At 64.7% G+C, this 21,802-nt stretch carries 20 protein-coding genes; 11 read left to right on the forward strand and 9 right to left on the reverse strand.

Going from position 1 to position 21,802, the window contains the following annotated elements; translation table 11 throughout:
- Nucleotides 1–246 precede the first annotated feature (246 nt).
- The 3 genes from QSJ18_RS15200 to QSJ18_RS15210 all read left to right on the forward strand — a co-directional run bounded on the left by QSJ18_RS15200 (nucleotide 247) and on the right by QSJ18_RS15210 (nucleotide 2,843).
- Nucleotides 247–849: a cytochrome c oxidase subunit 3 gene (locus QSJ18_RS15200; RefSeq protein ID WP_286327404.1), complete on the forward strand. Its 603-nt coding sequence runs from the start codon at nucleotides 247–249 to the stop codon at nucleotides 847–849.
- 4 nt (nucleotides 850–853) lie between these two features.
- Nucleotides 854–1,123, forward strand: a complete 270-nt coding sequence (locus QSJ18_RS15205) for a cytochrome C oxidase subunit IV family protein (RefSeq protein WP_286327405.1) — start codon at nucleotides 854–856, stop codon at nucleotides 1,121–1,123.
- Between the two features lie 115 nt (nucleotides 1,124–1,238).
- Nucleotides 1,239–2,843: an FAD-dependent oxidoreductase gene (locus tag QSJ18_RS15210; protein WP_286327406.1), complete on the forward strand. Its 1,605-nt coding sequence runs from the start codon at nucleotides 1,239–1,241 to the stop codon at nucleotides 2,841–2,843.
- A 41-nt stretch (nucleotides 2,844–2,884) separates the two neighbouring features.
- Here QSJ18_RS15210 and QSJ18_RS15215 read toward each other — a convergent pair whose 3' ends face one another.
- Nucleotides 2,885–3,025, reverse strand: a complete 141-nt coding sequence (locus QSJ18_RS15215; protein ID WP_286327407.1) for a hypothetical protein — start codon at nucleotides 3,023–3,025, stop codon at nucleotides 2,885–2,887.
- Between the two features lie 47 nt (nucleotides 3,026–3,072).
- A complete protein-coding gene (locus QSJ18_RS15220) occupies nucleotides 3,073–3,843 on the reverse strand; it encodes a hypothetical protein (RefSeq protein ID WP_286327408.1) in 771 nt (256 codons plus the stop codon).
- 314 nt (nucleotides 3,844–4,157) lie between these two features.
- On the opposite strand from QSJ18_RS15220, the gene QSJ18_RS15225 reads away from it, so the two are divergent.
- From QSJ18_RS15225 to QSJ18_RS15240, 4 genes are all read left to right on the forward strand, one after another.
- Complete coding sequence (locus tag QSJ18_RS15225; RefSeq protein WP_286327409.1) at nucleotides 4,158–5,183, forward strand: VOC family protein; 1,026 nt, start codon at nucleotides 4,158–4,160, stop codon at nucleotides 5,181–5,183.
- Between the two features lie 282 nt (nucleotides 5,184–5,465).
- Nucleotides 5,466–6,776 carry an NtaA/DmoA family FMN-dependent monooxygenase gene (locus QSJ18_RS15230; protein WP_286327410.1) on the forward strand — a complete coding sequence of 437 codons (1,311 nt, stop codon included), beginning with the start codon at nucleotides 5,466–5,468 and terminating at the stop codon, nucleotides 6,774–6,776.
- 127 nt (nucleotides 6,777–6,903) lie between these two features.
- The gene (locus QSJ18_RS15235) at nucleotides 6,904–8,730 is read left to right on the forward strand and encodes a flavin-containing monooxygenase (RefSeq protein ID WP_286327429.1); all 1,827 of its coding nucleotides are present in this window, start codon (nucleotides 6,904–6,906) and stop codon (nucleotides 8,728–8,730) included.
- A 171-nt stretch (nucleotides 8,731–8,901) separates the two neighbouring features.
- Nucleotides 8,902–10,134: an ABC transporter substrate-binding protein gene (locus QSJ18_RS15240; protein ID WP_286327411.1), complete on the forward strand. Its 1,233-nt coding sequence runs from the start codon at nucleotides 8,902–8,904 to the stop codon at nucleotides 10,132–10,134.
- Nucleotides 10,135–10,298: 164 nt separating this feature from the next.
- On the opposite strand, the gene QSJ18_RS15245 is transcribed toward QSJ18_RS15240, so the two are convergent.
- The 6 genes from QSJ18_RS15245 to QSJ18_RS15270 all read right to left on the reverse strand — a co-directional run bounded on the left by QSJ18_RS15245 (nucleotide 10,299) and on the right by QSJ18_RS15270 (nucleotide 16,703).
- Nucleotides 10,299–11,096 carry an IclR family transcriptional regulator gene (locus QSJ18_RS15245; RefSeq protein WP_286327412.1) on the reverse strand — a complete coding sequence of 266 codons (798 nt, stop codon included), beginning with the start codon at nucleotides 11,094–11,096 and terminating at the stop codon, nucleotides 10,299–10,301.
- A 112-nt stretch (nucleotides 11,097–11,208) separates the two neighbouring features.
- A complete protein-coding gene (locus QSJ18_RS15250; RefSeq protein ID WP_286327413.1) occupies nucleotides 11,209–11,868 on the reverse strand; it encodes a 3,4-dihydroxy-2-butanone-4-phosphate synthase in 660 nt (219 codons plus the stop codon).
- Between the two features lie 3 nt (nucleotides 11,869–11,871).
- Nucleotides 11,872–12,171, reverse strand: a complete 300-nt coding sequence (locus QSJ18_RS15255) for a hypothetical protein (RefSeq protein WP_286327414.1) — start codon at nucleotides 12,169–12,171, stop codon at nucleotides 11,872–11,874.
- 45 nt (nucleotides 12,172–12,216) lie between these two features.
- Complete coding sequence (locus QSJ18_RS15260; protein WP_286327415.1) at nucleotides 12,217–14,625, reverse strand: CaiB/BaiF CoA transferase family protein; 2,409 nt, start codon at nucleotides 14,623–14,625, stop codon at nucleotides 12,217–12,219.
- Between the two features lie 57 nt (nucleotides 14,626–14,682).
- Entirely contained in the window at nucleotides 14,683–15,648 is a 966-nt protein-coding gene (locus QSJ18_RS15265) for an enoyl-CoA hydratase/isomerase family protein (protein WP_286327416.1), read from the reverse strand.
- Between the two features lie 365 nt (nucleotides 15,649–16,013).
- Complete coding sequence (locus QSJ18_RS15270; protein WP_286327417.1) at nucleotides 16,014–16,703, reverse strand: TetR/AcrR family transcriptional regulator; 690 nt, start codon at nucleotides 16,701–16,703, stop codon at nucleotides 16,014–16,016.
- Between the two features lie 652 nt (nucleotides 16,704–17,355).
- Here QSJ18_RS15270 and QSJ18_RS15275 point away from each other — a divergent pair.
- From QSJ18_RS15275 to QSJ18_RS15290, 4 genes are read left to right on the forward strand one after another with little or no spacing between them, the layout of a single operon-like run.
- Nucleotides 17,356–18,213: an SDR family NAD(P)-dependent oxidoreductase gene (locus QSJ18_RS15275; RefSeq protein WP_286327418.1), complete on the forward strand. Its 858-nt coding sequence runs from the start codon at nucleotides 17,356–17,358 to the stop codon at nucleotides 18,211–18,213.
- Nucleotides 18,214–18,229: 16 nt separating this feature from the next.
- Nucleotides 18,230–18,424: a ferredoxin gene (locus tag QSJ18_RS15280; protein WP_286327419.1), complete on the forward strand. Its 195-nt coding sequence runs from the start codon at nucleotides 18,230–18,232 to the stop codon at nucleotides 18,422–18,424.
- A gap of 43 nt (nucleotides 18,425–18,467) precedes the next feature.
- Nucleotides 18,468–19,700, forward strand: a complete 1,233-nt coding sequence (locus QSJ18_RS15285) for a cytochrome P450 (RefSeq protein WP_286327420.1) — start codon at nucleotides 18,468–18,470, stop codon at nucleotides 19,698–19,700.
- Between the two features lie 40 nt (nucleotides 19,701–19,740).
- On the forward strand, nucleotides 19,741–21,453 hold the full coding sequence (locus QSJ18_RS15290) for an FAD-binding protein (protein ID WP_286327421.1): 1,713 nt from the start codon (nucleotides 19,741–19,743) through the stop codon (nucleotides 21,451–21,453).
- A gap of 100 nt (nucleotides 21,454–21,553) precedes the next feature.
- On the opposite strand, the gene QSJ18_RS15295 is transcribed toward QSJ18_RS15290, so the two are convergent.
- Nucleotides 21,554–21,745: a ferredoxin gene (locus QSJ18_RS15295; RefSeq protein ID WP_286327422.1), complete on the reverse strand. Its 192-nt coding sequence runs from the start codon at nucleotides 21,743–21,745 to the stop codon at nucleotides 21,554–21,556.
- Nucleotides 21,746–21,802: the final 57 nt, after the last annotated feature.

Below are 21,802 nucleotides of genomic sequence, written 5' to 3' on the forward strand. Positions count from 1 at the left end.
GCACTTGTTAAACTATCTGACCAGATGCTAGCCGCGGGCCTGGCGTGCGGCGGTGGGCCGAGCGGGTCTCGCTGAGTGGAAAGCGTCGATCGCGCGGGCGTGTGGGCGGTCACACTGGGATCGCTCGACAGCCATGGTCCGGGTCGTCGCACCCGGTGCTGTCGCTGCCGGCGGTCCCATCGAGCGGAGGAGGGTTCATGTACACCGTTCCCGAGTTCGACGGCGTCCGCCGGATCGGCGGTATCGGTGAGTGAGACGGTGGCCGATCGGCCGGAGGTCGCCGGGGAAACCGTCAAACGCATTCCGGGAGAAGAGGGACTGTGGGTCTTCCTGCTCGGTGACATGTTCATCTTCGCGGTCATGTTCGTCGCCTTCCTCAACGAGCGGGCGAAGGACCCGGAACTCTTCGCCGCGTCACGGGAATCGGTGGGACTCGCCATCGGGCTGACGAACACGATGGTGCTGCTGATCAGCTCGGCCCTGGTGGTGATCGGCTTGCGGGCGGTACGGGTGGCCGCCTATGCGACCGCGTGCCGTGCCTACCTCGGCGCGGTCGTCTGTGCTGTGGTGTTCGCCGCGTTCAAGGGTGTCGAGTACACCCATCTCATCGCCGATGGCCAAGGGCCGGAGTCGAATCCGTACTTCATGTGGCTGTTCATCCTGACCGGCGTGCATCTGTCGCATGTCGTCATCGGTATGCCGCTGCTCGGAGTCGTGGCGACGCGCGCCCGGGCTCGGATCCCCTGTGCGGGATCGGGTGCGGTGTTCTACGAAGGCGCATCCTGCTACTGGCATCTGGTCGATCTGCTGTGGATGATGCTGTTCCCTCTCGTCTATCTGGTGGCGTGATTCGATGGTGACGAGAGCGATTCGAGCGCAACGCTGGGTGTGGACCTGGGTAGTGCTGGTGATCCTGGCGGTGGTGATCCCGATCATCAGCATCGAGACCCACGGCGGCACCGCGGCTGCGGTGATCGTGCTGGCCCTGGCCGCCTACAAGGTGCGGCTGGTGGGCCTCGACTTCATGGAATTACGCACCGCCCCACGACAGTTGAGGCTGGTCTTCGAGCTGTACTGCCTGGGGATGTGGCTGGTGCTCGCGGGGGCCTATGTCCTGCTGTGAAGCGGCCGACCATGGCGAAGCGGCAACTGGGCGTCATCTGTCGCCGGTGTTCCCGCTCGAACCGATTCGTCAACAACCGAGTTGAGAACCAAGAGCAAGAACCAAGGAGGAAGACATGGCTGACAAAGACGAGACCTACGACGTCATCGTGGTGGGGTCCGGCGGCGGTGGAATGATCGGGGCCTATGCCGCCGCCGCTCGCGGGCTGAGGACGCTCATCATCGAGAAGAGTGATCAGATCGGTGGCACGACATCGTATTCTGGGGCCGGCCTATGGTTTCCGGGAACGGCACCGACGAAACGTGCGGGCGTTCCCGAGACCGACTTCGAGGTGGCGCGAGGCTATCTGCGCGCCGCGGTGAACGATGAATCGCGCGCCGAACTGCAGGATGCCTACCTGGCCGCCGGGGTCGAGCTGATCGATGAACTCGAACGCAACCCGCGCTTCGGCACCTTCGAACACCAGCCGGTGCCGGACTACTATCACTTACTCGACGGCGCAACAGCACACGGGCGCACCATCTTTCCGGCGCCCATCCCGGTCGCCGAGGTCGGCGATCAGGCGACCATCGTGCGCAAGTCGATCTACACCGAACGGTACGGCCACACCGAGGATGAGATCTTCGTCGGCGGGCGCGCACTGATCGCTCGGGCTCTCCTCGCGTTCGAGGAGACCGGAAACGGTGAACTGCGGCTGGGCACAGCCCTGAGCGATCTCGTCCTGGAGAACGGGCGAGTCGTGGGCGTGGACGCGGTCAGCGGAGGCGAACAGGTCCGACTGCGTGCCACGCGCGGTGTGCTCCTGGCTGCGGGTGGCTTCGAGCGCAACGCCGAACTCCGGCAGAAGTACGGCACGTTGCCAGGAACCGCGGACTGGTCCGACGGCGCCGATGCGAACACCGGTGATGCTCTGCTGGCCGGCATCGCGGCGGGTGCGGACACCGACCTTCTCGACGAGGCCTGGTACGTCCCGGGTCTCGTACAGCCGGATGGAAAGCCCTTGTTCCAGACCGGGGTGCGCGGTGGAATCTGGGTCAACAGCAAGGGCAACCGATTCGTGAACGAGGTCCGGCCCTACGATCAGGCCGGTCATGCGATCCGCGACGGTGAGCGCGACGAGACGGGGTCCCACGCACCGTCGTACTGGGTGTTCGATCAGAAGACCCTGTCGCGGGACGGTTTCGGTGGTAAGAGTCCGGAAACCCCGATCGCCGATGAGTGGTTCACCTCGGGTGCGCTCAAGAAGGCCGACACCCTCGAAGAGCTCGCGGACGTCATCGGGGTGCCCGTCGATGCGCTCCTGTCGTCGGTCAAGACCTTCAACGAGTACGTCGAGGGTGGTGTGGACGAGGAGTACCACCGGGGTGAGAGCGCCTGGGACGGCATGTTCGGATTCATCGTCGGCTATCCGGCGCTTCCGGAGCAGAACTTCGTGGTGCCGATCGAGGCGGAGGGGCCGAACCCGCTGATCACCTCCATCGGTGAGGGGCCGTATTACGCCGCCACCATTCTGCTCTCGGACATCGGTACCAAGGGCGGTCTCAAGACCGATGCCGATGCGCGGGTTCTACGGGCCGACGGGTCGCCGATCGACGGTCTCTACGCGACCGGAAACACGATGGCCGCCATGTCCGGCGGCGTCTATCCGGGCGCGGGTACGCCCATCGGATCGACACTGGCCTTCGCATACCAGGCGGTCAAGGACATCGCCGGCGAGTAGCCGCGGTCCGGGGCCCACACACCCCACAACGCCGGCCACGATCACTCATGATCGTGGCCGGCGTCGTGTTCGGTGGGTAGCGATGCGATGAGTGGGCCGTCGCCGATCGAGGTCTCGCGAGGCACAGCGGCGGGCATGTCCACCATGCACATGACGATGCCCTCCACCGAAGTGGAGGGCATCGATCGGTTTGCGTTGTAACCGAATGCAATCAGGCGATGGTGTGACGTCAGACGACGACCGGTATCGGACCTTCCTTCGCCTCCTCGACCTCGGAGTCGACGGCCTTGAGTAGAAGCAGCGGGGTCGCCACCTTCCACACGGTGTAGGCCAGACACGGAATCCAGAAGGCGAACAGGCCGTTCCAGGCCAGCGGTCCGGACGTGAAGACGAAGACGAATGCGCCCGGGGCCAACACCACCGCGAGAATGAAGTTCAGGTAGGCATACCAGCGCGGGAACACCGGCTTGCTGCGCTTGTCGATGAGGACCGCGATGCCCAGGACGACGCACTGCACCGAGAAGATGAATGCGAAGCCGACATAGGAGAAGTAGAACAGGTCGGTGAACAGCTGCAAGATCTCGGCCGAACGCTCCTCCGCCCGGTAGGCCGCCGCCGAGATGATGAACATCGGGTACATGAAACCGATCGGCGCGACCACACCCATGAACGCCTGATTCATGCTGAGGAAGCCCCAGCAGCCCTCGATACGTCGCATCTGCCAGCTCGTGGTGACGACGAAGAAGTACTCCAGCGGAATGATGAAGGAGCAGATGACCGTCGTCCACAGAATGCCGGTCCGGTTGTCGACCATCCATTCCTTCACATGCTCGGCCGTCCACTCCGGATCGATGGGCGGCTGCACCTTCGAGAGCATGAAGAAGCACACGCCGACGACGGCCATGACGAGGAAGCCCGACCACGCCGACAGGCGCTGGAACTTGTAGAGGTAGGAACGGTCCGCCACCGGAACGACGGGGGATGGCTTTTCGAGGACCATGGCTGATCTCCTTCGACGCTGATCCAGCGATCACACGGAACACGATCACGCTGGTGACGATCACCCAGATGACAACTGGGAGTGGGTCACCGCAGGTGACATCCTGCGGCTTGGGGTCCCCTCAGTGTGGTCAGCGAGGTCCGGGCGAAGGCCGGGTGATTCCGGTGACCGGGATTGCGGGACAGGCGATTTGTTGCCGTGGCGCGAGGTGTCGAACCGGTTCCGGTCAGCGAGATCGTCGGTTATGCGCCGTGGTCGGCGACCTTAGGCTCGGCCTTCAGACGTGTAGTCGAACGCGTAGGAAGAAGGAACCCATGACCGAATCTGTGGCCCGCCGGCCCGAGATCGCGCAGTGCGGAGCGATCGCACTGGGCACCCCGAAACTCGAGACCTCGTTGACGTTCTTCCGTGACACCTTGGGTATGGAGGAGGTCGAACGGGTCGGTGACACCGTCTACCTGCGTGGCTACCAGGAGATGAAGCACCACTCGCTGGTGCTGTTCGCGAGTGAGACCCCGATCGTCGACTCCTACAGCTTCCGGGTCAAGCGTCCCGAGGACGTCGAGCTGTTCTACAACGAGTTGCTCGCGCAGGAGGTGGAGGTCGTCGAACTGCCTGCCGGGCAGCAGGCGGGCCGCGGCACCGCGATCCGCTTCGTCGTGCCGCACGCCGGCCACTCGTTCGAGCTGTACTACGACATCGACGCACCGCAGGCGCCGGAAGAGATCTCGTCGAAGCTGCTGAGCAACTCGTCGCGTCGCCGCGGTCTCGGTGTGCGGCGTATCGACCACTACAACATCCAGACCGCGCCGGACAATGTCGGCAAGGCCGAAGGTTGGTTGCGCGAGGCACTCGGCTTCAAACGTCGCGAATACGTATACGTACCCGAGAACGACTTCCTCATCGCATCGTGGACCTCGGTCACCTCGCAGGTTCACGACCTGGCCATCGCCATGAGTCTGACCAACCAGAACGCCCAGCTGCATCACGTCGCGTTCAACCTGGAGAACCACAGCGACCTCATCGTGGCCGCCGACACCTTGCGCGATCACGACGTCCACTTCCATTGCGGACCAGGCAAACATGGGATCGGCCAGGCGATGTACCTGTATCTGGAGGAGCCGGGTTCCGGGCACCGGATCGAGCTGTACTCGGGCAACTACCACATCTTCGACCCGGACTGGAATGCCCTGGGCTGGACGCCGACCAACCCCGACGGCATGACCTGGTTTGGCCAGGAACTCGATGTCTCACAGGATGGTTCGATGTCTTCGTCGACCGATTCGGTGTCGTCGCTGACGCCGCTCATCGGCCAGCCGCAGCCGGTCGGACAGGCCTAGGCGCGCGGTACCCGATCTCCACCAGACGACCCCGTCCGACCTCCCGTGTCGGACGGGGTCGTCTGTTCGTCGTGCCGGTTGGCCCATATATGCGAATGAAGTTCTGAATCTGTTGTCACTCTGCACTTTTGGTGACTCCGGGTGGATCTGGGCGGGTCTCATCCAGCGGGACGTGTGCTGACCGGTGCAGCCACCGCTCCTAGTCTGTGGAAAGACTTGCGGGCCGGGCTCGCCAAGTTCAATTCGAAGCTCGATCTGGCGAATGTCGAAGACGGAGAGCAGATGTCAACCGAACGCTACCTACACTTGAATCTGGTCGGCAATGAGATAAATCACCATCAGGGTGCGCTGGCCTTCGAACGCGACCACGGCGGTGGCCCGGACCGGACCGCCAATGCCTACGAGCCGATCTCGGAGATGGGCAAGCTCGCCGAGGAAGGCTACTTCACCGCGATGTTCCTCGGTGACATCGCCGGCACCGCGGGTTCGCCCGCACCCGACGGCGGACCGCCCGAGCCCATCACGGCCTTCGCCGCGCTGGCCCGCGAGACCACCAGCCTGGGTCTGATCGCCACCGCGTCGACGTCCTTCTACGATCCCTACAATCTCGCGCGGCTGTTGGCGTCGATCGACCAGATCTCCGATGGCCGGGCCGGATTCAACGCCGTCACGAGTGTCAGTGACGAATGGGCACAGAACTACAGCCTGGAGCAGCACCTCGACCGAGAGACCCGTTATCGGCGATGCGACGAGTTCCTCGACGTGTGCACCGCGCTGTGGGAGAAGCGGGAGATCCGCGATGACGCCGACGGTATCCGCCGCTTCTACGCCGAGCAGATCAATCATCGCGGCGACAACTTCCAGGTTCTCGGTCCGCTGAACGTGGCGCCCAGCCCGCAGGGCCGTCCGCTGATCGCCCAGGCCGGTGGGTCGGGTCCGGGTATCCGGGTCGCGGCCAAACACGCCGAGATGGTGTTCACCAACGCAAACACGCGTGAACAGGCGGCGGACTACCGCAAGCAGCTCGATGCCGCTCTGATCGAACGCGGCCGCGCGGCCGGTTCGGTACCGGCGATCCCGGGCCTGGTGCCCTACCTGGGTGCGACCAAGGAGGCGGCCGAGGAAAAGGTCCGCCTGCTCGACGAGAACGTGCCCTACGAGCTGTACGCGCCGTTCGCCCTGGTCCAATTCGGACTGGAGTTCACTTTCGACAGCATCGACGATCCCTTCCCCCTGGATCAGATTCCGACGCCGGAGTCGGTCAAGGACACCATCAAGAGCACCTATGGCAACTACGTCGGCCTCTACACGTGGATCAGCGAACGCCCGGGGGTGACCGTCCGTGAGGTGACTGCGCAGTCGCTGGCCCGCGGCGGCGCCCAGCACCGCAAGTTCATCGGCACGTACGACGACTTCGTCGACGACCTGGCTGCATGGCATTCCGACGGAACGGTCGGCGGTTTCAACCTGATGTTCCCGACCGGTGTCATCGACATCCGCGAGTTCGTCGCCGAGGTGGTGCCGCGCCTGGTCGACCGCGGCATCTACCGCGGCAAGTCCGACACCCGGCCACTGCGAGAGCGTTTCGTCTGACCGGTAGATGCCCGGGGATCTCCGCGGAGTCCCCGGGCATCGCCGTAAACGAGGCAAATCCAACGATTACCGGCGCGGCCGGCGCGCCCCGACATACCACCGATACGACAGAGAAGTGAGTACCCAGATGACCCTCGCCGAGACCGACCCGGGACCCCAACCGGACACCTATGACCCAGAATGGGTTCGGGCCAAGTACGCCCACGAGCGCGCCAAGCGGATGCGCGGCGACGCGGTGGAACAGTTCATCGAGGTGACCGCCGAGTTCTCGCACTACGCCGACGACCCGTACACCGACTACGTCGAACGTGAGCCGGTCGACGACGAGGTGCAGGTTCTGGTGATCGGTGCCGGGCTGGGTAGCCTGCTGGCCGCGGTTCGCCTGCGCGAAGCGGGTTTCGACGATATCCGCCTGGTCGACAAGGCCGGTGACGTCGGTGGCACCTGGTACTGGAATCGGTATCCGGGCGCCCAGTGCGACATCGAGTCGTATATCTATCTGCCGCTCCTCGAGGAACTCGGCTACCTGCCTGAACGCAAGTACTCCTTCGGCCCCGAGATTCGTCAGCATTGTGTCCGTATCGCCGAACACTATGACCTGTACCGGAATTCGCTGCTGCAAACCGCGGTGACCGGCATGGTGTGGGATGACCAGGCACGCAACTGGACGGTGAGTACCGACCGCGGTGACCGGATCACCGCCCAGATCGTGCTCGTGTCACCCGGTCCGCTGAGCCGTCCCAAGCTGCCCGGCATCCCGGGAATCAACGAGTTCGAAGGTCACACCTTCCACACCAGCCGGTGGGATTACGACTACACCGGCGGGTCGGAAACCACCGAACTGGACAAGCTCGGGGACAAGAAGGTCGGCATCGTCGGCACCGGCGCGACTGCACTGCAGTGTGTTCCGCATCTGGGCAAGACCGCGGGTCAACTGTACGTGTTCCAGCGGACACCGGCCGCGGTCGATGCACGCAACGACCGGCTCACCGATCCCGAGTGGGCGTCCTCGCTGCAACCCGGCTGGCAGCGTGAACGCACCGAGAACTTCACCCGGATGACGGCCGGTGTCGGCGCGGACACCGATCTCGTCGACGACGGGTGGACGAAGGTGTCGATCGAGCTGACCGCACCCGCCATCATGAAAGAGATGGAACGGCGCGGCGGTCCCATGACGATGGAGGAGATTGGCGACTTCCTCTTCGAAGAGGACTACAAGTCGATGGAGGAGGTGCGGGACCGGATCGCGTCGATCGTGACCGATCCGGAGACGGCGCACGCCCTCAAACCCTGGTACAAGCGGATGTGTAAGCGACTGAGCTTCCACGACACCTATCTGCCGACCTTCAACAACGACAACGTGAAGTTGGTCGACACCGACGGTCGCGGTATCGACCGTCTGACCCGCGACGGTGTCGTCGTCGGCGACACCGAGTACAAGGTCGATGCACTGATCTTTGCCACCGGCTTCGAGGTGGGTACCAGCTACACCCGGCGGACGGGATTCGAGATCGTCGGCCGCGACGGACTCAAGCTCAGTGAGAAGTGGTCGAAGGGGCCGCGGACGGTGCACGGGTTGCAGTCCCACGACTTCCCGAACTGCTTCTTCCTGGGCTACACACAGACCGGTATCTCGCACAATTATGTGCATTCCGCCGACGAACGTGCACGCCACGTCGCCTACATCCTGGGGGAATGGGCGGCCAAGGACGCGACCCTGGTCGAAGCCGATGAACTGGCCGAGAACGAGTGGGTTCAGACCATGCGGGACAGCACGGTGATGGGCAAGCAGTTCTTCGTCGACTGCACACCGAGTTACCTCGACTCCGAAGGTGACACCGAGAACCCCGACAGCCTGCTGTCCGCGGGCTATGGCGGTGGGCCGGTGGCCTTCTTCGAGATCCTGGAGAAGTGGCGTGCCGCAGGCACACTCGACGGGATCTCCCTCGACTGAAACCAGTCGTGCGCGGCCGGGGGTCGGGGCCGGTCGGCCTCCCGGTGTGTACCGGTGACGCCGACGGACGACCCCGGCCGCGTGTTCAGAACCAACCCGCTGTGCAGTCCGCCCAGCGGTGATGGAAATGGGTGTCCCCCAACACCCTTTGACAGCAAGGAAGTACGCCAGATGAAAATCAAGGGCCTACGGGCCGCCTTCGCTCTCTCCGCCTCCCTCGCCGTGGTCGCCACCACCGCGCTGGCCGGATGTAGCTCCGACGACGACACCACCGACACCGCGTCGACCACCGTGCAAGCGCCCCCTGGGTCATTCCCCGGCAAGGCCGCCGCCGGTGACACGGTGAAGATCGGTCTGATCAACCCCGAAGACGGCCCGGCGATCTCCCAGCCGGAGAACCGCGAGGCCGCCCAGGCCGTAGTGGCCTATGCGAACGAGAACCTCGGCGGTATCGGTGGACGTCCGATCGAACTCGTGATCTGCAAGAACCACGAGGATCCGGCGTCGGCACGCAGTTGTGCACAGCAGATGGTCGAGGCGAAGGTGCCGGCCGTCGTGGTGACCGCGAGCGCGGTGAGTACCGTGCTGGCCCCGATCATCACCGGTGCCGGGATCAACTACGCCTCGGTGATCGGCAGCGGCCCGGAACTCACCTCGGACAATGCCTACATCTGGTCCGGCGGCTCGATGGCCTACGCCTACATGGCCAAATATGCGGCCGAACAGGGTCTCAAGAAGGTGACCGCGTACACGATCGACGTGCCCGCGGGCATCGCTGGTCTGCAACGCGTGGCCGAACCGGCTTTCGCGGCCGCGAACATCGAGTTCAAGATTGTGCGCATCCCCCCGGGTACCCCGGAGGTGACCCCGCAGGTGACGTCCGGACTCACCGGCGGCACCGACGGCGCGATCGTCATCGGTGACACCACACTGTGCACCTCCATCTTCAAGGCGCTCGGCACTCAGGCCCCGAGTATCGTCAAGATGACCCCGCAGTCGTGTGCGAATCCGCTGGTGGAGAAGGCTGTCGGTGCGTCGATGAACGGCACACGCGTGTTCAGCACCGCCGACACGGTGTCGGATTCTCCCGAAACCCAGCTGTACCTGGCGATCATGCAGAAGTACGCGCCCGGTACCGATACCCAGGGTTACGCCGTGACCGGCTACCAGAGCATGCTCGGATTCGTGCGGGCGGTCGCCGGCATCAACGGGACCGATATCACCGCGGAGTCGATTCGCGCGGCCATCACCTCGGCGAAGAATGTTCCGCTACCCGCAGGCGACGGACTGACCTTCAGCTGCAATCAGCAGGCACAGCCGCAGCTGAAAGCCGTGTGCGGCAAGGGGATGATCGTCACCACCATGCAGGACGGCAAGGCCACCGAGCCGAAGGTTGTCCAGTAACAGTGCAGACGAAGAACCCGGCTGCGGGGTGTTCCGCAGCCGGGTTTCTCGGTGCCGGTAGTCGGTCGGGGGACCGGTATTCGGTTGATACAGCGGGTAATCGGTGGCCCTACGTTGGATCGGAACGGGGTGGATGGAATGCGGGCGAGTGGCGCGGGCCGGGCTCACCACATATCGGTACCACGAATGAGCTTGTCGGAGACGGCTCGTGCGGCCCGCAGGACGAGCGGCACCAGCGGTTCCAACGGGCTGTCGGTGCGGGTGACCACCGAGATCGCGGCGAGCGGACCGTCGGCGTTGCGGATCGCCGCGGCGACGCAGGCGAGGCCGGGGATACATTCGCCGCGTTCGACGGCGACGCCATTGCGTCCGCGGATGCGGGCGAGTTCCCCGTGCAGGGTGTCGATATCGCGGATGCTGCGTTCGGTGCGGGCCACAAAGTGAGTACCGGCGAACTGATTGTCCACGTACTCGGGGGTCATGGCCGCCAGGATCGCCTTGCCTGCCGCTGTGCACTGGGCCGGAGCCCGACCGCCGGCCTGGGCGGGCACCCGATGGCCGGTGCGCCCGGCGAACATGTCCAGGTAGTACAGGTCGGAACCGGCGAGGCTGGACAGGTGCGCATAGGTTCCCGCACGCAGCGCCAGCGTGGGCAGCACCCCAGCTGCGGCGGTGCGCAATTCCTGTTGGGCCAGTTCACGACCGCCGAGCGTGAGTGCCCGGCTGCCAAGGCTGTAGTGGGTCTTGGAATGGACGAGCCAACGACATCCGACGAGCTGGTCGAGGATCCGATGGGCGGTCGACCGGGGCAACCCGGTGTGCTGGGTGACCTCGTCGAGGGTGAGGCGCGCCAGCGGCCGGTCGAAAGCCTCCATGATCAGCGTCATCCGTTCGACCATCGACAACGGCAGACTGGTGGTCGCTACCGACATGTCGGTGTCATTGGAAAGCAGAGTGGTCATGATGCACCGTCCAAGTGAGATCGGCCCAGATGGGCTGGGGGTCGGGGTATTCGGTTCTGGAGTGTTCGGTTCTGGGGTCGTCTGCGTCGTCGAGGTTCGCGTCGTCGAGGCTTCAGACCGAGCGCAGGTGAGTCATCAGAGTGTTGTCGATGAGCCCGAGTCCGTGACGCGCGGCGAATTCGCCTGCCTGCCGACGGTCGGGAAGTCCGACCGCGGCGTCGGCGACACCTACGAGGGTGGCGAAGACCGCGGCGTAGGACCCACTCAGTTCGGCCAGCTCCAGGGCCAGCGCGGCACTGTCACCGCGCGGCGGGCAGGCTGCGACGCGGACCGGCACGACATGCCCGGGTCGGGTGAAGTCGCCCGCCACCGACTGCGGGCGACCGAGAGCGTTGATGGTCGTGGTGCGATCGGCCGCCGAGATCCCGGTGCCGATACCCGTACTCGCGTCGACGCCGACGCACTGCTGTGAACCCAGACGGTCCGCGCCGGGTGCGACCGGCGGGATCTGCAGGCGATCGCATCGCACATCACGCATGGCGACCTGGAGGAAACCGGAGGTATGTCGCACCAGAAAAGCCGTCTGCGCCACCGTGATCCGGTCGGCCGCGGCGACCAGATCGAAACGCGGGCTCGCACCCAGTTCGTCGCAGAGCACGACCAGACGTCCGTTGTGCAGCGCATCGACCGCGCCGGCGAGACTGCCGCCGTGCGGCTGGGGGAGGCGGTCGTCGAACGCCGCCGCGGTATCGATGAGGGATCCGATGCTCATGGCCTAGTCCGATGCAGGAAGTGGGGTGGCGGTCTTGATGCCGAGTTCGACACCGTTCACCGCGAGGGAGCCCGCACCGGGTTTGGTGCAAAGCAGTTCGACGGTTCCGTCAGCGGTGGTGTAACGCTTACCGAGCTGGGTCGCTCCCCCGGTGCGCGGGGCCTCGCCCGCCGATTCCGGTGCGGTGTCACTCATCGCGGCCCCGCCGCAGGTCAGTTCGAGATCCCCATCGCCCCAACGAATGACGACCACGGAGGTGGTGTCGATGGTGGAGAACAGGGATTTGCCGACAGTGGGTTTCATGAGAGGCCTTTCGTCAATCAGCGGATTGGGGAATGTGTGGCGGCGCTAGAAGGCCAACGCCTGGCCGATGATCTTGTCGTTCTCGAGCTGTTCGATCTGGGCGGGATCCAGGCCGATACCGGCCAGCACCTCCGTGTTGTGCTGTCCCAACAGCGGAGCCGGGCCGAAGGTGAGGTCGGGCTGCGATGAGAAGACCACCGGCAGGGTGCTGTGCGAGGCCACGCCGTTGACCGGGTGGTCGACCTGCGTGAAGAAGCCGCGGGCCTGCAGCTGCGGAATCTCGGTCTGACGGTGCGGCTGCATCACCTTGGCGACCGGAACTCCGGCAGCCCAGAGGATCTCGACGATCTTGTCGCTGTCCAGTTCACGGGTCCAGTTGGCCAGCTCGGCGTCGATGCGGTCATGGGCGCGGCGTCGGCCTTCCGCGGTGGAAAGATCGGGCTCGGTGGCCCACTCGGGCGACCCGATGGCCTCGACCAGCTGTCGCCACTGGTCATCGGTGGCGACAGCGATGGCCACCCAGTTGTCGTCGCGACCGAACTCGTCGATGCCGGCCGCCTGATACAGGTTCTGCGGCGCCGCAGCCGGGCCGCGATTGCCGTCCCGGCTGAGCAGGCGCCCGTAGGCGGAGTATTCGATGACCTGCTCGGCGGCGACGTTGAGGGCAGCATCGACCATCGCCGCCTCGACCAGGGTGCCCTCGCCGGTACGGTCCCGGTGGGCCAGCGCGATCAGTAAACCGTTGAGCGCGTGGATTCCGGCGTTCGGGTCTCCGATCGAATACGGTTCGACGGGGTTCTGATCCGGATGGCCGGTCAGCGTGGTGATTCCGGAGGCGTCCTCGATCACGTAGGCGAAGGCGGCCTTGTCCCGCCACGGTCCGTCCAGGCCGAAGCCGGGCATCCGCACCATGATGATGTCGGGGCGAAGCTGCTTGACGCTCTCGTAGTCGAGACCGATCTGATCGAGAACGCGCGGGGTGTAGTTCTCCACCAGCACATCACAGGACTTGATCAGCTCGCGCAGGACTTCCTGTCCGCGTTCGGTCTGAAAGTTGATCGTCACGCTCTTCTTGTTGGTGTTCAGCCCGGAGAAGATCGGCGACTTCTCCCACCACAACTCGTCGGTCATCGGAACACCCGCGATCATGCGGGTGCCGTCGGGCCGGGTGGTGGACTCGAGGTGGATGACCTCGGCACCGAGGGCGGCCAGGATATGGGTGCAGGACGGGCCCGCCCAGAACGCGGTCATGTCCAGCACCCGCATACCGGCGAAAGGCAGCGATGCCTCGTGGCGACCGATGTTCGCGCCGACCGTGGCGGCTGCGCGATTGCGGTAGTCGTCGGTGTGTTCACCCAGGGCGGGGGCGGGTTCGGGCGTGGTGAGGTCGAAGGACGTCATCCGGTAGGGCAGATTCGGTTGGCTGAAGCCCTGCGCCGGGTTCTTCACGAAGGAGCCGCGCTCGTCGTAGTGAGACATGCCGGTCAGGTTGGCACCGTTGCCCACCGGGGCGTTGGGGATCCGGAACGTCGTCGCGGCCTCGCACACCTCCTCGACGGTGCGTTCGGCGATCCACGCGTAGATCTGGGGCGCGAGTTCGAAGGCGCGAGTGGTGATTGCGAGTGGCTGATCCTCGTCGATCCATTCGGGGTGACCGACCATGATGCACAGATCGAACCACTGCTGTGCGGTGGCGCAGCCGAGGGCGACCATGCCGTCACTGGCCTGCGCGACACCGGGGACGAAGATCGAGCGTTCCGAGCGGAACGGGCGGTCGCGCATCTCCAGGAAGGAGACCGAATGGTAGGTGAGTCCCTGGATCTCGGTCTCCAGCTTCGAGATGTCGAGGATCTCGCCCACGCCGCTGCGACGGGCGTTGCGCAGCGCGGCGAGGGTGAGCGCGCTGGCATAGGCACCGGCGAACCATTCGCCGATCTGCCCGCCGACGTGTACCGGTGCGCGGTCCGGGGCGCCGCGACCGAGACCGATGATGCCTCCGGACCAGGCCTGCAGGGTGAATTCCGTTGCGGGACGGTCACTCCATGGTCCGTCGAGACCAAACGGGGTGAGGGCGGTGACCACCAGGTGTGGATGGGCGGCCAGCAGGGCCGCGGGGGAGTACGCGGCGGTACCCGCAAAAGGGGAGTCGGCGGAGTGGATCACCGCATGCGCCGCGGTCAGCAGGGTGTGGAGGGCGGCGACGTCCGCGTCGGTACCGAGGTCGACGACGACGCTCCGCTTGGAACAGGACAGGTAGCTGAAGAGTGCGCCGTCGGCACCCGGCTCGACCGAGTTCGACGCGGACCAGGTGCGGAGCGGATCACCCTGCGGCGGCTCGACCTTCACGACCTCGGCACCACCGTCGGCGAGGATCTTGGTGGCATATGCGCCGGCGATGCCGCCGGTCAGATCGACGACGAGGTAGTCGTTCAGGGGGGCTTGCGTGGTGGACATCAGCGGTGCGGACCTTCCGGCTGGGACGAGTGGGGAGACTGACGTTGGGGATCCGGGCTACTCGGAGCGTCGCCGGCCCGATTTGCTGAGCCGGAAGTCCGGCGGGTACGCGTCGTCGTTGCTCTTGACCGCGTTGTTGATGCCGGCCGCCATCGTCTCCTCGTCGAGGGTGAGGTCCTCTGGGTCGGGATGTGCTGTACCACCGAGTGATTCGAACAACGCCGTGATCATGCTGCCCATGTACTCGCCCTGCTGCTGCTTCATCAGCTCGAAGAAGATCTTCTGCATGAACACGGTGTCGGTGGGACGGGTGCGCGCGCAGGCGAGGGCGTACTTCTCGGTCTCCGCCTCCAACTCGTCGCGGGGGACCACCCGGTTGGCGAAGTTGCAGTCGTACATCTCCTGCGCGGTGAAGGGCCGTCCGGTGAAGACCATCTCCTGGAACTTGCGGATGCCCATCGTCTGCGCCCAGGTCCACATCCGCGGACCGAAACCGATGTAGCGGAACGCGGGATGTCCGAACAGCGTGTCGTCGGACGAGATCACGATGTCGGCGTCGGCTGCCTGATAGAAGTGCCAGCCGTAGCAATAGCCCTTGGTCTCCACGATGCTGATCTTCTTGAAGTCCTGCAGGCTGCGGCAGCCGCCGGCCGAGTTCGCATACCACTGGGTGATCAAGGCGCCGTTGCGATACGACTCACGTGGCGGATAGTTGATCGCCGACTCGTCGTCGACCCGTAGTTCACGGATGCGGCCGGCAGACGTCGGGTCGGCCTCCATCTCCATGGCCTCGGGGATGTCGGCACCGGAACCGAAGTTCGAGCCGACGCCCCGGATCACGACGACCTTCACGTCGTCGTCGACCTGCGCGCGGTGCAGCAGGTCGGAGTAGCGAAGCCGGGCGTCGGCAGTGGGTGCGTTGAGGTGGTCGGGACGGTTGAAGGTGATGGTCGCGATCTTGGTCTTGGGATCCTTGTCGTAGAGGATGATCTCCTCTGCCGAGGGACGTTTGTTGTCAACCATCGTTGCTTCCGTCATTGGCGAGAGACCTCTCTATCAACGATGGACTACCGAATGCATCCTTTTCTGCATGGAATTCAGCTATTTCGGTATCCACGTGCGAATTGATTTTCGATGCGAGTCCGGGGACTCGTGTTCATCGGGTGTCCGACTCCGGTGGCGGTCCGGTGATCAACCGGGGTGGGGTGTCCGTCCCCCGGGTGCGCCCGCCCTCCCAAGCATGTGTTCAAGTGAACCGCATCACAGGCTGGAAGTCAATCAACTGCTTGATTTAGATGCTTGTCGGCGCTCAGAGACGGTGAAACCCGCTGATCTGCAGTCTATCGATGCAGGTCAGCGGGTTCTGGGGGAGGCGTTCGGGCCTGCTCTCAGGCTGGCGTCACCGGCGCGGTCCAGATGCCGACGAGGATGTCGATCAGGCCGGTGGCCATCTCGGCCCAGGTGCTGCGGATGAGTGGCGTGCCGTTTGCGAGAGCCCGTTCGCGCTGTGCGCACATCTCGATGATCAGGAACAGTGCGCAGTCCTGTCGCTCGGGCTGCACCTGTGGTGGCAGGTAGGGAAGGGTCTTGAGCAGGCCGTCCAGGCTTTCCTGCAGCGACGGCGAGTCCGTCCAGGCTTCCTGCATCATGATGTCGCGGAGGTCGGGGTCGGAGATGAGCTGGGCGCCGAAACGGGCGAACCAGGTCGGCGAGCCGAGTTCGTCGAAGCGCCTGGTGATGGGGAGGACCTGGCAGGAGAGCCAATCCCGGATCTGGGTGGATCCCCGGATGTCGCTGAGGACGGATTCGCGGGCCGGCTCGATCCCCTGGTGGAACCGGCGAACGATCGCGCGGATGAGATCGGTTCGACTCCCGAAGTGGTACCCCACGACGGCGGTATTGCCCTGACCTGCGGCTTCGGCTATCTGCCGGTTGGAGACGGAGTAGATGCCGTTCTCTGCGAACAGCCGCTCGGCGGTGTCGAGGATGAGCTCTTGAGTGGCTTCCTTCTTGGCCTGTCTACCGGCGGGACGATCCTGGCCGGTATCGGCGGTGAGGCTGACTGGAGTCGTCGCCATGAGTCTGACCTCGCTGTTCTTCGCGAACGTAGCGTTCGCGGGCCTTGTGCCGGCTCGCCCGTCGGGGATCTGCCGGTACCGATTCGCTGTGCCCCCCGAAACAAAACTAGGCCACCTTCGAGCAGCTGTAAAACAGACGATTGACCATCGTGTCGCGCTGGGATGGGGTGTGTGAATCCGGATGATCGGGCGCTGACCTGGTGATCTGTTCTGGACTACCGCTGTTCGCCAAGGTCTCGGAGTCGACGGATCGAGGTCCCGCTTACCGGTATGGGTGGCACTGAGCAGTTACCGCCAGCATCTTTTCAATCAATCGCTTGACAAGTTTCGGTCTCACTGCGACGCTGAGAGGCGGAAAGTGAGAGCTGGACCACAGTATGCCGTGGCTCGGTCTCCGGCAGAGGATGCGCACTGCGCGTCTTCGGTGATCGGTCGGCGCGTATGAGCCGATGCTGAATCGGGCGAGTGGAATAGGGCGAAACAAATCGTTCGGTGGCACATTCATGGACGACTTTGTTGCGGGAGGTCGACCCGACGACAGTGGCGGCCGCCGTTGTCTATTGCCTTTTGTCTATTGCGTCTTGTCGGTCCATTTTCCGAACCGTAAAGAATCTGTTCATGCGCATCATCGATTTGTGAAGGGCACTCAACAATGGCCGATGGGTTGTCAGGAAAGGTCGCCGTCGTCACCGGTGGCGCGTCGGGGCTGGGACAGGGCATCGTCGAGAAGTTCCTCGCCGAGGGTGCACGAGTCGTCATCGCCGACATCGACGATGAGGGTGGTCGCACGCTGGCCGACACCGCCGGCGGTGCGGCGGAGTTCGTTCACACCGACGTCTCCGATCCGGCCCAGATCGCGGCGGCTGTCGATCTCGCCGTCGAGAAGTTCGGCGGGCTCGACGTCATGGTGAACAACGCAGGCATCTCGGGGAGCATGCACCCCAACTTCCTCGACGACGACCTGGCCGACTTCGACCGGGTACTGAGCGTGAACCTGCTCGGTGTCATGGCAGGCACGCAGGCGGCCGCGCGGCACATGGTCGCACACGGAGGCGGTTCGATCATCAACATCTCCTCCATCGGTGGCATTCAGCCGGGGGGTAGCGTGCTCACCTATCGCGCGTCGAAGGCGGGCATCATCCACTTCGGCAAGTCCGTCGCCATCGAGTTGGCGCAGCAGGGCGTACGTGTGAATACCATTGCGCCTGGCGCTATCCCGACCCCGTTGCTGGCCGCGTCCGCAGTGAAGATGGGTGCCGACGCCGAGGCCTTCACCACGATGATCCGCGGCATCATGGCGCAGAATCGTCCACTCAACCAGGAGGGGACGGCCGAGGACGTCGCCGAGGCCGCGCTGTACTTCGCCTCGGACCGATCACGTTATGTGACCGCGACCCTGCTGCCCGTCGACGGTGGCACGGTCGCCGGTGCGCCCCGGCCGCTTCCGGGCGGTCAGCCGCAGTCGCAATCCGCACCCGACCTCGTCGGTGCGGGTGCGGGCGAAGACTGACGGGCGGCGATCGACAGTGAAGGTCATCGTCGATCAGACCAGGTGCGTGGCGTCGGGCAACTGTGTTGCCGCCGCCACAACGGTGTTCGACCAGAACGACGACGACGGCGTCGTGGTCCTCCTCGAGGAGAACCCGTCCGCCGCGTACGCCGACGACGTTCGTCATGCGGCCGGCCAGTGCCCGGCGCAGGCGATTCGCGTCGAAGACTGACCCAACCCCACAGCCGAAATTCCAGGGAAAAGGACCACATTCCATGTCAGAGACGGCCACTGAAGTCATCAACGAAGTCGCACCGAGCTTCCCGATGGAGCGCGACATGCGCTGCCCGTTCGCGCCGCCGGAGGCCACCACCACGCTGCGTGCGCAGAATCCGGTCAGCCGGGTCACCATTTGGGATGGTTCCCAGCCCTGGCTGATCACCGGCCTGGCCGCCGAGCGTGAACTACTCGCCGACCCCCGGATCAGCGTCGACGAGTCGCTTCCCGGCTTCCCGCACTGGAATGAGGGGATGGCGGCGAATGTGTCCATGCGGCCGAAGTCGGTGTTCAACTCCGACGGCAGCGAGCACGCGACCTTCCGCAAGATGATGACCCGCGCTTTCACCTTCAAGCGGGTCAATGCGCTGCGTCCGTTCATCCAGAAGACCACCGACGAGTTGTTCGACGCCATGTCGGATGGGAAGGACACCGCAGACCTCGTCGGAGAGGTCGCCCTGCCGCTCCCGTCGATCGTGATCTCGCAGATGCTGGGGGTGCCCTACGAGAATCACGACTTCTTCCAGGAGAACTCGGTTAAGAGCATGGACCGATATGCGACGCCCGAGGAGAATATGCAGGCCTTCGCGGCCATGTTCATGTTCATGCTCGAGCTCGTCGAGAAGAAGGTCGCCGAGCCGGGTGACGATGTGTTGAGCTCCTTCGCCGAGCGGGTTCGCGACGGTGAGATCGAAGCGGCCGAGGCCGCCCAGATGGGGTTGGGCATGTTGATCGCCGGTCATGAGACGAGCGCGAATATGATCGCCCTGGGCACGTTGGCACTCTTGGAGAATCCCGATCAGCTGGCCGTCTTCCGCGATTCCGACGATCAGGATGCCATCAACAACGGTGTCGAGGAGTTGATGCGCTACCTCGGCATCATCCACAACGGACATCGCCGCATCGCGCTCGACGACATCAAGATCTCCGGTCAGCTGATCCGTAAGGGGGACGGTGTGATTCTCGAGCAGGGTTCGTCGAACTGGGATCCGGCCGTATTCGAGGCTCCGGAGAACCTGGACCTATCCCGAGATGTGCGCCAGCACACTGGATTCGGTTACGGACCGCACCAGTGCATCGGTCAGCAGCTGGCGCGCGCCGAAATGCAGATCTACTTCCAGACCGTGTTCCGGCGGTTCCCGAATCTACGCGTGAGCAGGCCGATGGAGCCCTCCGACTTCAAGACCGACCGCCTCGCATACGGCGTGTACGAACTGCCGGTCACCTGGTGAGCGCGGCCGTTACCCGACGACACGCGAAGGGAATCGCGCGATGACGGAGACTGCGAACACGAAGTGGGACCAGGAGACCGACTTCCTGGTGGTCGGCTCCGGTGGTGGACTCGCTGGTGCGCTGCGTGCCGCCGCCAACGGTCTGGACGTCATCGTGGCCGAGAAGTCGGATGTGGTCGGCGGCTCGACCGGGATGTCCGGCGGTGTGGTCTGGCTGCCGAACAACCCGGCGATGCGGGCCGCCGGGGTGCCGGACTCGCGGGCGGAGGCCGTTGCCTACTTCGACACGGTCGCCGGTCCGGCCGGTGAGTCATCGGTCGCATCGTCAACGGCGCGGCGCGACGCCTATCTCGACACCGGCACCGAGATGTTCGAGTTCCTGGAAACCGAAGGCGTGCAGTTCCATCACTGCGAGGGATACAGCGACTACTACGCCGGGGTGCGCGGCGTCGAGGGTGGTAAGGCGCGTTCGCGGTCGGTGGAGGCGACGCCGTTCGATACCAAGCAGCTCGGTGACTGGGCGCAGCGTCTGCGTCCGCCGGTGGCGGGCAACATGACGATGTACACCTGTGAAGCGGCCTATGTGTCGAATCTGTTCACGCGCAAGGGTTCGTCGGTGATGGCCAAGGTCATGGGCCGCTCGGTCGGCGGTCGCCTGCGCGGGCGTCGCTACGTCACCAACGGCGCTGCGCTGATCGGATACATGCTCAAGGCCCTGCTCGATCGTGGTGTGCCGGTGTGGACCGAGACCGCACTGGTGGATCTCGTCGTGGAGGATGGTGAGGTCGTCGGCGCGGTACTCGAGCGAGCCGGGGCGGAGATCCGGGTGCGGACGCGAGGCGGCGTGCTGGTCAGCGCCGGTGGCTTCTCCCGTAATCCGGATATGCGCGCGGAGTTCTCCGCCGACCAGCCCGGCCGAACCGAATGGACCAGCGCCAACCCCGGCGATACCGGTGAAGTCCTACAGATCGCGATGAAGCACGGTGCGGCAACCGATCTCATGGATGAGGCGTGGTGGATGCCATCCTGGTTGGGACCCGACGGTGTCCCGGTGATGTGTCTGAGTGAACGCAGCAAGCCGTATTCGATCATCGTCGATGCGGCGGGCAACCGGTACTTCAACGAGGCGGTCGCCTACCAGGAGGCCGGGCAGCAGATGTTCGCCCATCACAAGAAGGTCGGGGGTGCGCTGCCGTCCTGGCTGATCATCGACTCGCGGCACCGCTCCCGATATGTCTTCGGTGTCGCTCCGCCCGGCCGAACACCCAAGGACTGGATCAGTTCGGGAGTGGTGAAGAAGGCCGACACCTTGGACGAACTGGCCACCCAATGTGGAATTGACCCGCCCGGTCTGCGCGCGACTGTCGAGCGATTCAACGGATTTGCCGCCACGGGAGTCGACGAGGACTACTTCCGTGGGGAAGGTGACCACGAGAAGTACCAAGGCGACCAGTCGCACCGGCCGAACGCGTGTCTCGGGCCGATTGAGAAGGCGCCCTACTATGCCTTTCCGATGTTCCCCGGTGACATCGGGACGAATGGCGGCTTGCTCGCCGACGCGGACGGTCGGGTCCTCGACGGCCAGGGCAACGTGATCGGCGGCCTGTACGCCTCCGGCAATTGCACGGCCTCGGTCATGGGGCGCAAATATCTCGGGGCCGGTGCCACCATCGGTCCGTCGATGATCTTTGCTCATCGCGCCGCCGACCATGCGGCGACTCGGTCCGGCGGAGGTTCGTCGGCCGCAGGCTGAAGCGCAGTGTCGACACGAATCAGGGGCGGAGGACCTTCGGGTCCTCCGCCCCTGATTCGTCGTTCGAGGGATGGGGGCTTGGTGACAGGGCTTCGTGAGATCAGTCGGACAGGGCGATGGCCCGACGCGGACATTGGCGGATCGCATCGCGGACGGCGGCCTCGTTGTCGGGGGTCGCCGTCTCGACGAGCAGATGGAGTGCATCATCGTCGTCGAGGTCGAAGACGTCCGGCGCCGCCATCGCGCACAGACCATTCGCTTCGCAGATCCCGTAGTTCACATCGATTTTCATGAATCCTCCTACAGAAGCGGGGGGGGGGGGGGGGGGGGGGGGGGAGGGGGGGGGGGG

Origin of the sequence: Gordonia heveisoli, assembly GCF_030315745.1 — a bacterium.
GTDB lineage: Bacteria > Actinomycetota > Actinomycetes > Mycobacteriales > Mycobacteriaceae > Gordonia.

Bases quoted from the DNA above. Each gene is read 5' to 3' on its own strand.
- QSJ18_RS15205 (WP_286327405.1), top strand. From the start codon at position 854: ATGGTGACGAGAGCGATTCGAGCGCAACGCTGGGTGTGGACCTGGGTA.
- QSJ18_RS15210 (WP_286327406.1), top strand. From the start codon at position 1,239: ATGGCTGACAAAGACGAGACCTACGACGTCATCGTGGTGGGGTCCGGC.
- QSJ18_RS15215 (WP_286327407.1), bottom strand. From the start codon at position 3,025: ATGCCCTCCACTTCGGTGGAGGGCATCGTCATGTGCATGGTGGACATG.
- QSJ18_RS15220 (WP_286327408.1), bottom strand. From the start codon at position 3,843: ATGGTCCTCGAAAAGCCATCCCCCGTCGTTCCGGTGGCGGACCGTTCC.
- QSJ18_RS15225 (WP_286327409.1), top strand. From the start codon at position 4,158: ATGACCGAATCTGTGGCCCGCCGGCCCGAGATCGCGCAGTGCGGAGCG.
- QSJ18_RS15230 (WP_286327410.1), top strand. From the start codon at position 5,466: ATGTCAACCGAACGCTACCTACACTTGAATCTGGTCGGCAATGAGATA.
- QSJ18_RS15235 (WP_286327429.1), top strand. From the start codon at position 6,904: ATGACCCTCGCCGAGACCGACCCGGGACCCCAACCGGACACCTATGAC.
- QSJ18_RS15240 (WP_286327411.1), top strand. From the start codon at position 8,902: ATGAAAATCAAGGGCCTACGGGCCGCCTTCGCTCTCTCCGCCTCCCTC.
- QSJ18_RS15245 (WP_286327412.1), bottom strand. From the start codon at position 11,096: ATGACCACTCTGCTTTCCAATGACACCGACATGTCGGTAGCGACCACC.
- QSJ18_RS15250 (WP_286327413.1), bottom strand. From the start codon at position 11,868: ATGAGCATCGGATCCCTCATCGATACCGCGGCGGCGTTCGACGACCGC.
- QSJ18_RS15255 (WP_286327414.1), bottom strand. From the start codon at position 12,171: ATGAAACCCACTGTCGGCAAATCCCTGTTCTCCACCATCGACACCACC.
- QSJ18_RS15260 (WP_286327415.1), bottom strand. From the start codon at position 14,625: ATGTCCACCACGCAAGCCCCCCTGAACGACTACCTCGTCGTCGATCTG.
- QSJ18_RS15265 (WP_286327416.1), bottom strand. From the start codon at position 15,648: ATGGTTGACAACAAACGTCCCTCGGCAGAGGAGATCATCCTCTACGAC.
- QSJ18_RS15270 (WP_286327417.1), bottom strand. From the start codon at position 16,703: ATGGCGACGACTCCAGTCAGCCTCACCGCCGATACCGGCCAGGATCGT.
- QSJ18_RS15275 (WP_286327418.1), top strand. From the start codon at position 17,356: ATGGCCGATGGGTTGTCAGGAAAGGTCGCCGTCGTCACCGGTGGCGCG.
- QSJ18_RS15285 (WP_286327420.1), top strand. From the start codon at position 18,468: ATGTCAGAGACGGCCACTGAAGTCATCAACGAAGTCGCACCGAGCTTC.
- QSJ18_RS15290 (WP_286327421.1), top strand. From the start codon at position 19,741: ATGACGGAGACTGCGAACACGAAGTGGGACCAGGAGACCGACTTCCTG.
- QSJ18_RS15295 (WP_286327422.1), bottom strand. From the start codon at position 21,745: ATGAAAATCGATGTGAACTACGGGATCTGCGAAGCGAATGGTCTGTGC.